We start from the raw sequence: 13,693 nt of genomic DNA, 5'->3' as shown, positions 1-13,693 counted from the left end.
CGCGTTCAGGACGGGAGCCTGGGTTTGGTTTTTCTCTTGCCTTGGCGCTTGATCTTGATGACCGGCTCCGGCGTGCCCGACCACGTCAGGCGACATGCCGCGTCGCGGCGCACATTGTTGACCAGGGCGGGACGAAAGCACGCCAGGTTGATGCCTCCGGCCCGCCGAACGCTAGGGTACACCACGCCCAGCGATCCGTTTTCCAGCAACAATTCAGCCAGCGCCTGCGAGGCCACATAGCTTTTGGGATCCAGGCACTGCTTGAAACCCGACGCCTGGCGCAGATCGTGGAACTGGCCGCTGAAGTCGGCCAGCATAAGCTGGTAATCGACACTGTCGTGGAAATAGCCGATTTCCGCATACTCCACCGTCTTGTGAAAGACGATTTCGGCGATGGCGGTGTCCAGGTCGAAAGCGCAATACCAGGCGCCCCGAAGGCCGCTGTTGAAGCGGCTGCCCTCGGGGCGCGGATAGGCGTAGGCGGCATTCACGATGCGAAAGTTCGGTACCCCGAAGACCAGCTCGTCGATGCCTATGCCAGGCAACAGGCCCCGTTCGGCGGCCAGCCGCTGATTCGTGGCATTGTCCAGCGCGAACAGGTCGGCCAGGTGTTCCGGGCTGCCGGCCAGCGGGGCCAGCACGGAGTCTTCCGCATCCGCAAAGCGCGATGGCAGCAGGCGGCAGGTATCCAGTTGCCTAATCTGCGACAGCGGCGGCAGGCGCACTTACATCCCGCCCCGGCGCGCGTCCAGCAATTGCCGAACCGTTTGCATGGCCAACAAGCCCCCTTCCTGCATGTATTCCAAAGGCGTTTTGCCCTTGAAGATAATGTTGCGATTGGGCATGCCCGCCCACTGGTCGGCCAGTTTGTCGCCGTACAGGATATGCAAGGCCTTGTAGATGCCCAATAGATATGAAATACGCGTGATGCGATCGACCTCGAGCACGCGGTCGGGCTTTTTCTTCCATTCGTAGAACGCGCTGCTGGACAGCCCGCCCAAGAGGTTGCAGGCCTCTTCGTCGCGCAGGTTCCAGGCCTCGGACAGCTTGAAAAACCCCTTCAGGGCGGAGCCGGACAGGCGCTCGCGCGTGGGCTTGTCGTTCAGGTCGACAAGCGGAGCCGGTTCGAAGCGGCTAAGGGGATAAGCGTAGGCCAGGCTCATGGTGTTCTCCGTTTATGGACATTTTACACTCCATTTATGGAATTTCATACCCTGCTTCCAGAGAAGCCCGTGTTGATGGCGATATTGGTCTTATAGCCGCCAGGCATTATGCGCGCCGCTTATAAACATGGACGAAAGAAATCGTTCTATTTCCGATCTCCAGTCCGTAGTCTAGAGCCTGATCAGAAGCCACTCATAAACAAAGGATGCAAGCATGGCATTACCCGCTATTCTGAAAACCCTCATCGTCGCCGGTTTCTTCGCCGCCCAGGCCGGGCAGGCGGCGGAGATTTCGCTGTTGAATGTTTCCTACGACCCCACCCGCGAGCTCTATCAGGAATTCAACCAGGCTTTTGCGAAGGAATGGCAGGCCAAAACCGGCGATACCGTCACCATCAAGCAGTCGCACGGCGGATCAGGCAAGCAGGCGCGCTCTGTCATAGATGGGCTGCAAGCCGATGTCGTGACGCTGGCCCTGGCCTCGGATATCGACGCCATAGCGGCTCGCGGCGCCATCAGCCCGGACTGGCAGAAGAAATTCGCCCTGAACAGCTCCCCTTACACGTCGACCATTGTCTTTCTGGTGCGCAAGGGCAATCCCAAGAACATCAAGGATTGGGACGACCTGATCAAGCCGGGCGTGGCCATCATCACGCCCAATCCCAAGACCTCGGGCGGCGCGCGCTGGAACTATCTGGCGGCGTGGGGCTATGCCCTGGGCCTGCCGGGCGGAAATGAAGAAAGCGCCAGGAAGTTCGTTGGCCAGCTGTTCAAGCAGGTGCCGGTACTGGATTCCGGCGCACGCGGATCGACCACCACTTTCGTCGAGCGGGGCATAGGAGACGTGCTGCTGGCCTGGGAAAACGAAGCGCTGCTGGCCATCAAGGAACTGGGACCGGACAAGGTCGAGATCGTAGCGCCGTCGGTCAGCATCCTGGCCGAGCCGCCGGTGGCCATCGTGGACAAGGCCGTCGATAAAAAAGGCACCCGCAAAGTGGCCGAGGCCTACCTGCAATACCTGTATTCGGACCAGGGCCAGGAGATTGCCGGCAGGAACTACTACCGTCCCACTTCGGAAAAAATCGCTGAAAAGTACTCGGCGCAATATCCCAAGATCAAGCTGTTCACCATAGACGAAGTGGCGGGCGGCTGGACCAAGGCGCAAAAACATCACTTTGGCGATGGCGGGATCTTCGACCAAATCTACCAGCCGGCGGCTAAATAAGCCTATGTCCGGCATAGCCCTTCCACTGGCGGGAAGCCCCAGGCCTTTCCGGGTCATACCCGGTTTCGGCATCACCCTGGGCTTCACCCTGCTCTACCTGGCCCTGATCGTCCTGATTCCCCTGTCGGCCGTCTTTCTGAAGACCTTCACCCTGACGTGGGAAGCGTTCTGGCAGGCCATCACCTCGCCCCGGGTCGTCGCCTCGTATCGCCTGAGTTTTGGCGTCTCTCTCCTGGCCGCGGCGATCAATCTGGTTTTCGGCGCCATCGTGGCCTGGGTATTGGTGCGCTACCGCTTTCCCGGCAAGAAGCTGGTGGATGCCTTGGTGGACCTGCCCTTCGCCCTGCCCACCGCCGTCGCCGGGATCGCCCTGACGGCGCTGTACGCGCCCAACGGCTGGCTGGGCCGATATCTTGAACTGGCTGGCGTGAAGGTGGCATTCACCCCCTTGGGCGTGATGGTGGCGCTGACTTTCATAGGGCTGCCGTTTGTGGTGCGCACCGTGCAGCCGGTGCTGGAGGAGGCGGAGCAGGAACTGGAAGAAGCCGCGGCCAGCCTGGGCGCCAATCGCCTCCAGACTTTCCTGCGGGTGATTTTCCCGGCCATACTGCCGGCCTTGCTGACCGGCTTCGCCATGGCGTTCGCCCGCGCCACTGGCGAATACGGCTCGGTCATCTTCATTGCCGGGAACATGCCCATGATTTCGGAGATCACCCCGTTGCTGATCGTGACCAAGCTGGAGCAATACGACTATGCGGGCGCCACCGCCATCGCGGTGGTCATGCTGACGATTTCCTTCGTCTTGCTTCTTGCCATCAACCTGCTGCAGGCCTGGACGCGCCGAGGCAAGCAGACGGCCAGGAGCTGACATGAGCACCCTTCCCGCCGCGATGGCCGCCGACGAACAGGCTGCTAAGGCGCCCTCCGCTTCAAGCCGCGGGGCTGCGCAAGCGCCTTCGGCCACTCAGGAGCCGCCCTGGGTGCGAGGCCTGTTGATGCTGGCCGCTTTTCTTTTCCTCGGATTATTCCTGTTCGTGCCGCTGTTCGCCGTCTTCGCCGAGGCCTTCCGCAAAGGCTGGGATGCCTACATTGCCGCCATCGTCGAACCCGATGCGCTGGCGGCCATCAGGCTGACCCTGCTGACCGCCGCCATCGCGGTGCCGCTGAACCTGGTGTTCGGCGTATCCGCCGCCTGGTGCATCGCCAAGTTCGAATTTCGCGGGAAAAACCTGCTGATCACCCTGATCGACCTGCCCTTTTCGGTGTCGCCCGTGATTTCCGGCCTGATCTATGTGTTGATATTCGGCGCCCAAGGGTGGATGGGCGAATGGCTATACCAGCATGACATCAAGATACTGTTTGCCGTGCCGGGCATTGTGCTGGCCACCGTCTTTGTCACCTTTCCCTTTGTCGCCCGCGAACTGATACCTCTGATGCAGTCGCAAGGCAGCGAAGAAGAGGAAGCGGCCCTGGTACTGGGCGCGACGGGCTGGCAAACCTTTCTTCACGTTACGCTGCCCAACATCAAATGGGGGCTGCTGTACGGCGTGATTCTTTGCAATGCCCGCGCCATGGGCGAGTTCGGGGCGGTATCGGTGGTGTCAGGCCATATCCGCGGCTTGACGAACACCATTCCGCTGCACGTGGAAATTCTCTACAACGAATACAACTTTTCGGCCGCCTTCGCCGTGGCATCGCTGCTGGCGATGCTGGCGCTGGTGACGCTGGCCTTGAAATCGTGGGTCGAATGGCGAGCCCACGCCGCCACGCCCTTGCATGCAACCCGGGAACATTGATCATGAGCATAGAAGTACGCAATATACAAAAGCGGTTCGGCGGCTTTACGGCCCTGGACGACGTGTCCCTGAAATTTCCCGACGGCAAGCTGACGGCCCTGCTGGGTCCTTCGGGCTGCGGCAAGACCACATTGCTGCGCATCATCGCCGGCCTGGAACATCCCGACTCCGGCGACATACTGCTGGACAATGAAAGCGCCACCGAACGCCATGTGCGCGAGCGCCAGGTGGGGTTCGTGTTCCAGCACTATGCGCTGTTCAAGCACATGAGCGTGTTCGAGAACATCGCCTTCGGCTTGCGCGTGAAGCCGCGCAAAGAACGGCCGTCCAACGCCGCCATCCATGAAAAAGTCAGCCGGCTGCTGGAACTCGTACAACTGGACTGGATCGCCGACCGCAAGCCCTCCGCCCTGTCGGGCGGGCAGCGCCAGCGCATCGCCCTGGCGCGGGCCCTGGCCGTGGAGCCGCGCGTGCTGCTGCTGGATGAACCCTTCGGCGCGCTGGATGCCAAGGTGCGCAAGGAATTGCGGCGCTGGCTGCGGCGCCTGCATGACGAACTGCGGGTAACCAGCATCTTCGTCACGCACGACCAGGAAGAAGCGCTGGAAGTGGCCGATGAAATCGTGGTGATGAATCAAGGCAAGGTGGAACAGGTCGGCGCGCCCGCCCATGTCTATAACGAGCCCGCGACACCGTTCGTCTATGGCTTCCTGGGCCATGTGAACCTGTTCCATGGCCGCCTGCGCGACGGCCTGCTGGAAACAGGCGACACCGCGCTGGAAGCCCCCGGCCATGGTGAGCCGGGCGGCGCGCAGAGCACCGCCTATGTGCGGCCGCACGACATCGACATCGATCGCTATACGCCGGATGCCCAGGGCATAGTCGTGCACCTGGAACACATCCACGCCATAGGTCCGCTGGCGCAACTGGAGCTCAGGCGCGCCGATACCTCGGAGCGGATCGAGGCTGTGATTTCAGCTGAGCGGTTCTCGCAGTTGAAACTGAAGGAAAAAGAAACCCTGATAGCCCGTCCCCGGCAATTGCATATCTTTGCCGAGCGGACCGCCTGACGGGCCCCGCCCGGCGTGCGCGGCCGGACATAAGGATTCGCCGTCCTATTGCGTCAGCAGCACCACGCCGGCGACGATCACGGCGCAGCCCAGCACCCGCGCGGCCGATGCCTTTTCCTTCAGTATGAAAAATCCCGCCACGGTCGCGATCATCAGCGACGTTTCGCGCAGCGGCGCCACCAGGCTGACCGGACCGCCCAGCTGCAAGGCATAGAGCACCAGAATGTAGGCCATGGGCGACAAGGCTCCCACGGCCAAGGCATAGCCCCACTTTCCCCGCATTTGCGCCACCATGTCCGCCCGGCGCACCCAGGCCCGGGGCGCCATGATCAGCGCATTGCCGGTCGCGGACAGCCAGTCCAGTATGACCGGCGCAACCAGCAGAACCTTCACGCTGTACGCATCCGCCACGGTATAGGCGGCAATGAACAGGCCAATGAAAAAACCCCAGCGCACGCCGGCCCAGGCTTGCGGATTGGCGAAACGGCGCAGATTGCCGCCGGAAGCGATCAGCAAGATGCCGGCCACCACACAGACTATGCCCAGCACGCCGAATGTGGACGGCCGCTCGCCCAGCAAAATGAAGGCCGCCAGACTGGACAGCAATGGCCCCGTGCCGCGCGCGATGGGATACACCACCGACAGGTCGGCGGCCTGGTACCCCCATTGCAGGCAAAGGCTGTAGCAAAGGTGCAGGATGCTGGACAGGGCAATGAACAGCGCCGCCGTCAATGTCCAATCCATGCCGTCCGCCCAGAAAATATAGATGACCCAGGGCGCGTACAGCAGGGAAGACAGCAGCCGGTAGGAAAATACAAAATGGCCCGCGGCGGCGGAGGCTTTTTTGGAAAGCAGATTCCATGCCGCGTGCAGGATGGCCGCGGCAATGACCAAGGTAAAGGTCTCCAGCGTCATGGGACCCTTGGCCCAAGCCTGTCAGCGTTGACGGACCGCGCTGTTCCCGGCTTCATTGATGCTGCTTAAAGGATTTCGTCGACTATCGTGGCCGGCCGGCAAAGACGCGTGCCCTTGGCCGTTGTGACGAAGGGCCGGTTCATGAGCACGGGATGCTGCGCAATGACCTGCAGCAACTGCTCATCGTCCAGTTCCGGATCGTCCAGCTTCAACTCCTGGTACAGCGGCTCTTTGCCGCGCATCGCCTCGCGCACGTTCAGGCCGGCGGCGGCAATGAGGGCGGCCAATTGGTCGCGGGACAGCGGCGTTTTCAGATATTCCATGATTTCGGGCTGCATGCCGCGCTCTTGCAAGGTTTGCAATACTGTTCGCGAGGTGCCGCAGCGGGGGTTGTGATAAATCGTGGTCATTGCTGTGGACTGACATAGGCTTGTAACGAGAATGACATAGTAGCCGAGTTTGACAGCGGTTCTTGTGGAAACGCGTGGACTGGATGAAAATGGCTATTCCATCGCTGACGGCTCGCGCCGCGAGCCCGCATAGACAGCTTGAAGGAGTAAATCATGACTCATTTTCGCCGGGCCGCCCTGGCCGCATCCACCGCGCTGGCTCTTTCCTGCCTGGCCCCGCCCACGGCACATGCGCAATTGAAGGCTGGCGATCCGGCGCCCGCCTTTACGCTGGACGCCACGATGGCCGGAAAGGCCTTTCCTTTTTCCCTGGAGCAAGCCTTAAGCAAAGGCCCTGTGGTGCTTTACTTCTATCCCGCGGCCTTCACCAAGGGCTGCACCATCGAGGCACATAATTTCGCCGAGGCCATCGATGAATACAAACAGTACGGCGCCACGGTGCTGGGTGTTTCCGCCGACAAGCTGGACAAGCTGAAGGAATTCTCGGTCAGCGAATGCCGTGGAAAATTCGCCGTCGGCGCCGATCCCGAAGGCAAGGTCATCAAGGCCTACGATGCCAAGATGGCCTTCATGCCCGCCATGGCTAATCGCGTTTCCTATGTGATTACCCCCGACCGGAAAATCTATTACGAATACAGCAGCTCTGACCCCGACGGCCACGTTCCCAACACCCTGGCCGCCGTCAAGAAATGGGCCCGGAATGGTAAAGTACACTGAAGCCCGGCCAGGAACACGATAGCCCATGACCACCCTTCATTCTTTTTCAGCGACATCGCTGCAAGGCGAGCACATCGATTTGTCGCGCTACGCCGACCAGGTGCTGCTGGTCGTGAACGTCGCCTCCGAATGCGGCTTCACGCCGCAATATGCGGGCCTGGAAACCTTGTATCGGGAATACCGCGATCGCGGGTTTGCGGTTCTGGCTTTCCCATGCAATCAGTTCGGCCGCCAGGAACCCGGCGACCCGGATCAGATCTCCGCTTTCTGCTCCACCAACTATGGGGTCGATTTTCCCCTATTCGAAAAAATCGAGGTCAACGGTCCGCAAGCGCACCCTTTGTACAACTGGCTTAAAAACGAAAAGGCCGGCGTGCTGGGCAGCCAGGCCATCAAGTGGAATTTCACGAAATTCCTGCTGGGGCGCGATGGCCGGGTGCTCAGGCGCTACGGCCCCGCCACCAAACCGGAAGCACTGCGGGCCGATATCGAAAAAGCGCTGCAGGCCAAGCCGGCTGCCGCATGATGCAAGGATATCCATGATCGATCTGTATTACTTGACCACGCCCAACGGACGCAAGATCACGCTGTTTCTGGAAGAAGCGGGGTTGCCTTATACGATTTTCCCGCAACTCAAGCGCTGGTTCAACGCCATCGCCGCCCGTCCGGCGAGGCTGCGCGCCTACGAAAAAGCCGAGCAGATCAACGCCCTGCCTTCCGTCAGCGATGAAGAGTCGCGCAAAATCCTTTTCGGCCAAAGCGCCACGACAGTCAAATGAGCCTATCCCTGTTTTTCACCCGTGCCGCGCATGGCGCCGCCCTGCTGTCCGCCGCCATGCTGCTTGCCGCCTGCGCCAGTCGCCCCGCCGACAACATTTCGCTGATACCCGCCGAAACGGCTCAGCAAACCGGTAAGGAGGGGCTGTTCACGCAGGGCGTCAAATGGGAGCGCCGCAAGCCCGGCTGCACCGGCGACTGCCCCACCCTGAAGCTGGACTCCATCGTGTTCCCGGGGCAAACGCGGCTTAACGAATTGGTCGATCACGCCCTGGCCGTCATGACGGGTGTGGACAGTGCTGCGCCTCCGTACGCCACGGTGGCCCAATACGAGGATTATTTCTGGAAAACGGCGGCGCCGCGCGACTCGACCCTGCTGGCCGCCAAGGCGCGCTATCGAAATCGCGATCTGACAGTCGTCGAACTGAACACCTGGCAATACTATACGGGCGCGGCGCATGGTATTTCGGCCACCCAATTTCTTAATTGGGACAACAGCGCCCGCAAGGTGCTGGGCCTGGCCGACATACTGGAACCCGGCAAGGGCGACGCCTACGTTGCCGCTCTCAGGGCAGCCCATCAACGCTGGCTGGCCACCAATCCCGATGCCCAGAACGACCCCGACACCTATCATCGCATCTGGCCCTTCCAGGTCAGCCAGAATTTCGGCTTCACCGATCAGGGCCTGGTCGTGAAATACGACTCCTATCTGATTGCGCCCTATTCATCGGGACAGCCCGAACTGCTGCTGCCCTACAGCGAATTGCGGGGCGTCCTGAAGCCGGTCTACATGCCGGCCTGAGGCCGGCGCCGCCCGCAAGGACCCTGTGCAAAAACCAGGGTCAGGGCTGAGCCGGTTCGTTGAAGCGGTCCAGGTCGAAATAACGCGAGGTGGATGACGCATCCTTGGCGGGCTCCTTCTTCGCCTGTCCCTGCCCCGCTCCGGCGGCGTCATCGCCCGCGGCATGCAGATCCACCGTCTTGACCTGATCGCCAGAGGCGGCGGCCTGGCCTTCGGAACGGTTCCGATTGCGCTGCGCCGACCGTTGCGCAAGAACACCGGCCGAAAGCTCGTCCAGCTTGGCCGCCAGCGCCGTATGCTTCTTCATGCGCGCCCAATCGGCCGCATCCTGTTTTTGCAGATTCTGCATGGTCGCATCCGCCCCCGAATCCAGCAGGAAGCGCACCACGGGCTCGCTGCCGCCGTAAGCGGCCATCATCAAGGCCGTCGTGCCGTCGGGGCCGGGCGCGTTGATCAGCGCCTTGTTGGCAACCAGCATCTTGACCGTATCCAGATGCCCTTTCGAGGCGGCATACTGCAAGGGCGTCCAGCCCAAGCGGTTCACCATGGCTCCGCGCCGGATGAGTTCCTGGGCGCGTTTGGTTTCCCCGACCACTGCCAGGTACATCAACGGCGTTTCGCGGTTGGCGTTGATGGCGTTCAGGGCGGTTTTCGGATGGGCCGCCAGGATGTCGTAGACCTTCCAGGCGCCGTCGCGTATGGCCTGCATGATGGCCGGCTGCCCTTTGGCGCTGATTTCGTTGGGATCGGCCCCACGCGCCAGCATGGTCTTGACGTTGGCGGCGCGATCGTTGGCAATATCCACCCACCAGTTGGCAGGATTGGCCGCATGGGAGGCCACGGTCAACAGCAGGCCGGCCAAAGCCGCAACCAGGCGCAGGCCTGTGCGCGGCCGGCGCACAGGGCCCGTTCTACCGCGTGGAAAAGAATCGTTCAGCATTCCGTACTCCTGAATGTGAGTCGTCTCCAAGTCACATTGATAAATAGCTTTAAGTAAATTACTTTTAATTAGTCACTTTAAGTAAATTACTTTAAATAAATCACTTTAGATAAAATACTTTAAATAAATTACCTTAATTTATCGTTCTATTTTATTGAAAAGATTGAAAAAATTATCCGTTGAATGCTCTGCCACCTGAGTGGCCGGGATGCCTCTGAGATCCGCTATCTTCTCTGCCACGTGCATTACTTTGGAAGGATCGTTTATTTTCCCCCGGTGTGGAACCGGCGCCAAGTAAGGGGAATCCGTTTCGATCAGCAGTCGGTCCAGCGGAAGCTTTTTTGCCAATTCCTGCAGGTCCGCCGCTTTCTTGAAGGTGACTATGCCGGAAAGCGAGATATAGAAATTCAATTCCATGGCGGCCTGGGCGACTTCCCAGGACTCGGTGAAGCAATGCATGACGCCGCCGTACTGGTCCGCGCCCTCTTCCTTCATGATGCGCAAAGTATCCGCACTGGCCGAACGCGTATGTATGATCAGCGGCAGTCCGCTTTTTCGGCTGGCCCGGATATGGGTGCGGAAACGTTCGCGCTGCCATTCCAGCGGCTCGGCCAGGCGGAAGTAGTCCAGCCCCGTTTCCCCTATGGCAACCACTTTGGGCGACTGCGCCAGTTTAACCAGCTCGTCCACCGTGGGTTCGGGCGTATCCTCGTAATCGGGGTGCACTCCGACCGAGGCATAGAGATTGGGCTGGGGCGCGACCAGCTCCATCAGCCCGGGCCAATCCGGCAGATTGACGCTGACCACCAGCGCATGGCTGACCTGGTTCTGTGCCATTCGTCCGAGAATATCCGGCAAATTTTGGGCGAGCTCGGGAAAATCCAGATGGCAATGGGAGTCTACGTACATGGTCTCGATGGAAATCTATGATGAATAAGCACCACCGGCGTCTGACGCCGGCCTGTGCCTAGTTTAGCGAATTTATGGCGCCGGACTGCACGCCAAGGCCACTCTTTGCAGTGCGCTATGCACGAAGAGCTTCGCGTTCAAGGGATGGCCGGCGACGGCTCGCTGCTGCGCAAGCCATTTGCCGGTTTCGGCCAGACCGGCCGGAGCCGCGCGCAATGCCACGCGGCGTATTTGTTTATCCAGGCTGGGAAAATAACGGACGGGGGCATCGGCGCCCGCAAGCAGCAAATCCAGGAACAGGCGCTGCAAGGCGTCGATCCAGGTTTCGGGAGGCTGTTTTTCCAGTTGATCGGCCAAAGGCCCGATATCGGGCGTCCTGGCGTCGGCCAGCATCGAAATCAATTCTTCCAGCCATTCCGGGCAGGGACGAGCGCCGGTCTGGGCCAACTGCCTTGCCAGCAAGGGCGCCCCTCCCGCCGCGGCCAGCCATTGCTCCGCGGCATCGACACCTTGCTCCTTCAGCCAGACCAGACTCTGAGCCGCATCGGGCACGGGCAGGGGCAGGCGCCTGCAGCGCGATACCAGCGTAGGCAGCAGGCGGTCCGGCGCATCCGCCACCAGCAGGAAGACGGTATGCTCCGGCGGTTCTTCAAGGACCTTGAGCAAGGCATTGGCCGTGATCGCGTTCATGGCGCGCGCCGGATACAGCACGGCCACGCGCCAGCCTCCGCGATGCGTGGCCGTGTTGAACCAGGAACTGAGCGCGCGCAGTTGATCCACCCGTATGTCCTTGGATGGCGCTTTCTTTGCGGGCGAGGCGCCCGCTTCGCCTTCGTCGTCGCCGCTTGCGGCGCCTTCCTCCAGCGCCACGGCTTCGGGGCGGATACGGCGCAAATCGGGATGATTGCCACTGGCCAGCCATAGGCAGGCTGCGCAATGGCCGCAGGCCAGTCCGTGGTCCGGCGACTCGCACAACAGGCTGCCGGCGGCGGCCAGGGCGAACTGGCGCTTGCCGATGCCGGGCAGGCCGTGTATCAGCCAGGCATGGGCGAAACGCTTACGCTGCGACAGCCACTTGGCCGCGAACTCGCGCTGCCACGGAAGGAATTGCGCCAGGTCGCTCATGGAGTCCCGACCGCCATCTGGCCGCCATGGCGCCGGATCAGTTCGTCCACGACGCCCAGCGCATCGGACACCACCTCGGCCAGCGGCCTAGAGGCATCCAGGATGCTGAACATGGAAGGGGAAAGGCGGGCCTGTTCCAGATAGCCTTGCCGGGCCTTCTGGAGGAACTCCAGCTTCTGCGTCTCCATCCGGTCCAGCCGCTCTCCGCGCTGATGCACCCGTTCCAGCCCAAGGACGGGATCCAGATCCAGGATGATGTTCATATCGGGCCTGAAGCCGTCCAGCGCCAACTCATTGATTTGCTTGACCAGGCCGATATCCAGGCCGCGCGCGTAATGCTGGAAGCTCAAGGTCGCCGCGTCGAATCGGTCGGAAACCACCACTTTTCCCGCCCGGATGGCGGGCAGTATTTTTTCTTGCACGTGCTGGGCGCGAGCGGCGCCGAACAGCATCAGCTCGGCGACATCGCACATTTCAGGCGTATCGGGGCACAACAGGATGTCCCGGATTTTTTCACCGATAGGCGTGCCGCCCGGCTCGCGCGTGATGACGGCTTGCAGCCCCCTGCTTTTCAGGTGTTCTTCGATGGCCTTGATCACCGTAGTCTTGCCCGCGCCATTGCTGCCGTCGCAGACAATCATGAAGCCTTTGCCCATTACATCGATTCCCAAAAATCCAGCTTGATTACGCCAAAGACAAGAGGCCGGAAGTCCTGCGCGGCGCGGCGGCAAAGCGGACATTGAACGCTGCGTATCAATTGCGCCGCCCCAGGATGAATTTCGCCACGGCGCGATTGTGCGCCGTGAGATTCGATGAAAATTCGCTGGTGCCATCGCCTCTGGAGACAAAATACAGGAATTTATGCGACTCCGGATGCAGGGTGGCTTCCAGGGCCGCCCTGCCGGCGCTGGCAATAGGGGTGGGCGGCAGACCCGGACGCGTATAGGTGTTCCATGGGGTGTCCGTGGTCAGGTCTTTTTTTCGTATCCGCCCTTGGTAGGCATCGCCCATGCCGTAAATGACGGTAGGATCGGTCTGCAATGGCATGCCGATGCGCAGGCGATTGACGAACACGCCTGAAACCTTGTTTCGATCGGCGCTATGGCCGGTTTCCTTTTCAACGATGGAGGCCAGGATCAAGGCCTCGTACGGCGTCTTCAGCGGCAATTGCGGATCGCGATCGCGCCACAGCGTGTCCAGCAACTGCTGCTGGGCATGGTAGGCGCGCCGTAAGATGTCAAAATCAGTGGTGCCCGGAACGAACACATAGGTGTCCGGGTAAAACAGGCCTTCAGGGCTATCCTGGTTGGCGCCCAGCCGTTTCAGGAGATCCGCATCGCTGGTTTCACCCAATGTCTGCCTGACCTGCGTCGCTTCGCGCAGCGCCTGGCGTATGCGCTGGTAGGTCCAGCCCTCCAGCAACGTCAGCCGGGTCTGGGTCATGTCGCCGTTGGCCATGCGTTCCATCAGGCTGCGTGGCGTATCGCCCCGGACGGCCTCGTAGGCGCCGGCTTGCAATTGTGTGTCATTGCCGGTCAGCCGTGCCAGAATCACGAAGGCGTCTTCGTTGATGCGTATGCCCGCCTTGTTCATCAATTGCGCAATGCTGCGCGGGCGGCTGCCCGGCTCGACCACATAGTCGATGCGCTCGGCGGACAGTTCGACCGGCTGCTCCGTCCAGTACCAGGCGGCGGCGCTCAAGGCCAGCGCCGCCAGGGCGACGATCAGCAGTAAAGAGAGGATGACAGCTTTAAGTTTTTTCATCAGACCTGAAGTTTAGCCCAGTGCGTCGACCGTGTTGCGGCCCCCGGACAGCCAGGGACATCCCGGCAAGGAAGCTGGAA

The 13,693-nt window shown here is 61.0% G+C and carries 16 protein-coding genes and 1 pseudogene; 8 read left to right on the top strand and 9 right to left on the bottom strand.

Annotated features, from left to right (window positions below; genetic code table 11):
- Window positions 1-5 precede the first annotated feature (5 nt).
- Together V0R37_RS07805 and V0R37_RS07800 are read right to left on the bottom strand one after the other, a co-directional pair.
- Window positions 6-725, bottom strand: coding sequence for an RES family NAD+ phosphorylase (locus V0R37_RS07805; protein WP_420373990.1), 720 nt, complete (start codon window positions 723-725; stop codon window positions 6-8).
- Entirely contained in the window at window positions 726-1,163 is a 438-nt protein-coding gene (locus V0R37_RS07800; RefSeq protein WP_420373989.1) for an MbcA/ParS/Xre antitoxin family protein, read from the bottom strand.
- A 214-nt stretch (window positions 1,164-1,377) separates the two neighbouring features.
- Here V0R37_RS07800 and V0R37_RS07795 point away from each other — a divergent pair, with 214 nt between their 5' ends.
- From V0R37_RS07795 to V0R37_RS07780, 4 genes are read left to right on the top strand one after another with little or no spacing between them, the layout of a single operon-like run.
- Window positions 1,378-2,388 carry a sulfate ABC transporter substrate-binding protein gene (locus V0R37_RS07795; protein WP_420373988.1) on the top strand — a complete coding sequence of 337 codons (1,011 nt, stop codon included), beginning with the start codon at window positions 1,378-1,380 and terminating at the stop codon, window positions 2,386-2,388.
- Window positions 2,389-2,392: 4 nt separating this feature from the next.
- The gene (cysT, locus tag V0R37_RS07790; protein WP_420373987.1) at window positions 2,393-3,256 is read left to right on the top strand and encodes a sulfate ABC transporter permease subunit CysT; all 864 of its coding nucleotides are present in this window, start codon (window positions 2,393-2,395) and stop codon (window positions 3,254-3,256) included.
- A 22-nt stretch (window positions 3,257-3,278) separates the two neighbouring features.
- Window positions 3,279-4,184: a sulfate ABC transporter permease subunit CysW gene (cysW, locus tag V0R37_RS07785; RefSeq protein ID WP_420374043.1), complete on the top strand. Its 906-nt coding sequence runs from the start codon at window positions 3,279-3,281 to the stop codon at window positions 4,182-4,184.
- A gap of 2 nt (window positions 4,185-4,186) precedes the next feature.
- The gene (locus tag V0R37_RS07780) at window positions 4,187-5,254 is read left to right on the top strand and encodes a sulfate/molybdate ABC transporter ATP-binding protein (RefSeq protein ID WP_420373986.1); all 1,068 of its coding nucleotides are present in this window, start codon (window positions 4,187-4,189) and stop codon (window positions 5,252-5,254) included.
- 45 nt (window positions 5,255-5,299) lie between these two features.
- Here the strand turns inward: V0R37_RS07780 and V0R37_RS07775 are convergent, their stop codons facing one another.
- On the bottom strand, window positions 5,300-6,169 hold the full coding sequence (locus V0R37_RS07775) for an EamA family transporter (protein ID WP_420373985.1): 870 nt from the start codon (window positions 6,167-6,169) through the stop codon (window positions 5,300-5,302).
- Window positions 6,170-6,234: 65 nt separating this feature from the next.
- Complete coding sequence (gene arsC / locus V0R37_RS07770) at window positions 6,235-6,579, bottom strand: arsenate reductase (glutaredoxin) (protein ID WP_420373984.1); 345 nt, start codon at window positions 6,577-6,579, stop codon at window positions 6,235-6,237.
- A 153-nt stretch (window positions 6,580-6,732) separates the two neighbouring features.
- Between arsC and V0R37_RS07765 the strand changes: the two genes are divergently transcribed.
- The 4 genes and pseudogenes from V0R37_RS07765 to V0R37_RS07750 all read left to right on the top strand — a co-directional run bounded on the left by V0R37_RS07765 (window position 6,733) and on the right by V0R37_RS07750 (window position 8,875).
- Window positions 6,733-7,296 carry a peroxiredoxin gene (locus V0R37_RS07765; RefSeq protein WP_420373983.1) on the top strand — a complete coding sequence of 188 codons (564 nt, stop codon included), beginning with the start codon at window positions 6,733-6,735 and terminating at the stop codon, window positions 7,294-7,296.
- A gap of 25 nt (window positions 7,297-7,321) precedes the next feature.
- A complete protein-coding gene (locus V0R37_RS07760; RefSeq protein ID WP_420373982.1) occupies window positions 7,322-7,822 on the top strand; it encodes a glutathione peroxidase in 501 nt (166 codons plus the stop codon).
- A gap of 97 nt (window positions 7,823-7,919) precedes the next feature.
- Window positions 7,920-8,075 (top strand): annotated as a pseudogene (locus V0R37_RS07755) (thiol:disulfide oxidoreductase); the annotation flags it as partial.
- On the top strand, window positions 8,072-8,875 hold the full coding sequence (locus V0R37_RS07750) for an RsiV family protein (protein ID WP_420373981.1): 804 nt from the start codon (window positions 8,072-8,074) through the stop codon (window positions 8,873-8,875). The pseudogene V0R37_RS07755 and the gene V0R37_RS07750, both read left to right, overlap by 4 nt.
- A 40-nt stretch (window positions 8,876-8,915) precedes the next feature.
- On the opposite strand, the gene V0R37_RS07745 is transcribed toward V0R37_RS07750, so the two are convergent.
- From V0R37_RS07745 to mltG, 5 genes are all read right to left on the bottom strand, one after another.
- Window positions 8,916-9,815 (bottom strand): ankyrin repeat domain-containing protein, encoded by a 900-nt coding sequence (locus V0R37_RS07745; RefSeq protein WP_420373980.1) that lies wholly within the window; start codon window positions 9,813-9,815, stop codon window positions 8,916-8,918.
- Window positions 9,816-9,953: 138 nt separating this feature from the next.
- Window positions 9,954-10,724 (bottom strand): TatD family hydrolase, encoded by a 771-nt coding sequence (locus tag V0R37_RS07740; RefSeq protein ID WP_420373979.1) that lies wholly within the window; start codon window positions 10,722-10,724, stop codon window positions 9,954-9,956.
- Between the two features lie 72 nt (window positions 10,725-10,796).
- Window positions 10,797-11,849 carry a DNA polymerase III subunit delta' gene (holB, locus tag V0R37_RS07735; protein WP_420373978.1) on the bottom strand — a complete coding sequence of 351 codons (1,053 nt, stop codon included), beginning with the start codon at window positions 11,847-11,849 and terminating at the stop codon, window positions 10,797-10,799.
- Window positions 11,846-12,505 carry a dTMP kinase gene (gene tmk / locus V0R37_RS07730; RefSeq protein WP_420373977.1) on the bottom strand — a complete coding sequence of 220 codons (660 nt, stop codon included), beginning with the start codon at window positions 12,503-12,505 and terminating at the stop codon, window positions 11,846-11,848. The genes holB and tmk overlap by 4 nt, the downstream gene beginning before the upstream one ends.
- Window positions 12,506-12,602: 97 nt before the next feature.
- Window positions 12,603-13,613 (bottom strand): endolytic transglycosylase MltG, encoded by a 1,011-nt coding sequence (gene mltG / locus V0R37_RS07725; RefSeq protein WP_420373976.1) that lies wholly within the window; start codon window positions 13,611-13,613, stop codon window positions 12,603-12,605.
- Between the last annotated feature and the right edge of the window lie 80 nt (window positions 13,614-13,693).

The sequence above is a fragment of the Pollutimonas rozaliensis genome (assembly GCF_048751585.1).
GTDB lineage: Bacteria > Pseudomonadota > Gammaproteobacteria > Burkholderiales > Burkholderiaceae_B.
The sequence above is the reverse complement of the archived record's forward strand: the minus strand, read 5'-3'. Positions and strand labels throughout refer to the sequence as shown.

What these genes read in the sequence shown, in the direction of transcription:
- holB (WP_420373978.1), bottom strand. Translation starts at nt 11,849, where the DNA reads ATGAGCGACCTGGCGCAATTCCTTCCGTGGCAGCGCGAGTTCGCGGCC.
- arsC (WP_420373984.1), bottom strand. Translation starts at nt 6,579, where the DNA reads ATGACCACGATTTATCACAACCCCCGCTGCGGCACCTCGCGAACAGTA.
- V0R37_RS07780 (WP_420373986.1), top strand. Translation starts at nt 4,187, where the DNA reads ATGAGCATAGAAGTACGCAATATACAAAAGCGGTTCGGCGGCTTTACG.
- V0R37_RS07795 (WP_420373988.1), top strand. Translation starts at nt 1,378, where the DNA reads ATGGCATTACCCGCTATTCTGAAAACCCTCATCGTCGCCGGTTTCTTC.
- V0R37_RS07760 (WP_420373982.1), top strand. Translation starts at nt 7,322, where the DNA reads ATGACCACCCTTCATTCTTTTTCAGCGACATCGCTGCAAGGCGAGCAC.
- V0R37_RS07750 (WP_420373981.1), top strand. Translation starts at nt 8,072, where the DNA reads ATGAGCCTATCCCTGTTTTTCACCCGTGCCGCGCATGGCGCCGCCCTG.
- mltG (WP_420373976.1), bottom strand. Translation starts at nt 13,613, where the DNA reads ATGAAAAAACTTAAAGCTGTCATCCTCTCTTTACTGCTGATCGTCGCC.
- V0R37_RS07775 (WP_420373985.1), bottom strand. Translation starts at nt 6,169, where the DNA reads ATGACGCTGGAGACCTTTACCTTGGTCATTGCCGCGGCCATCCTGCAC.
- cysW (WP_420374043.1), top strand. Translation starts at nt 3,279, where the DNA reads ATGGCCGCCGACGAACAGGCTGCTAAGGCGCCCTCCGCTTCAAGCCGC.
- V0R37_RS07765 (WP_420373983.1), top strand. Translation starts at nt 6,733, where the DNA reads ATGACTCATTTTCGCCGGGCCGCCCTGGCCGCATCCACCGCGCTGGCT.
- cysT (WP_420373987.1), top strand. Translation starts at nt 2,393, where the DNA reads ATGTCCGGCATAGCCCTTCCACTGGCGGGAAGCCCCAGGCCTTTCCGG.
- tmk (WP_420373977.1), bottom strand. Translation starts at nt 12,505, where the DNA reads ATGGGCAAAGGCTTCATGATTGTCTGCGACGGCAGCAATGGCGCGGGC.
- V0R37_RS07800 (WP_420373989.1), bottom strand. Translation starts at nt 1,163, where the DNA reads ATGAGCCTGGCCTACGCTTATCCCCTTAGCCGCTTCGAACCGGCTCCG.
- V0R37_RS07740 (WP_420373979.1), bottom strand. Translation starts at nt 10,724, where the DNA reads ATGTACGTAGACTCCCATTGCCATCTGGATTTTCCCGAGCTCGCCCAA.
- V0R37_RS07745 (WP_420373980.1), bottom strand. Translation starts at nt 9,815, where the DNA reads ATGCTGAACGATTCTTTTCCACGCGGTAGAACGGGCCCTGTGCGCCGG.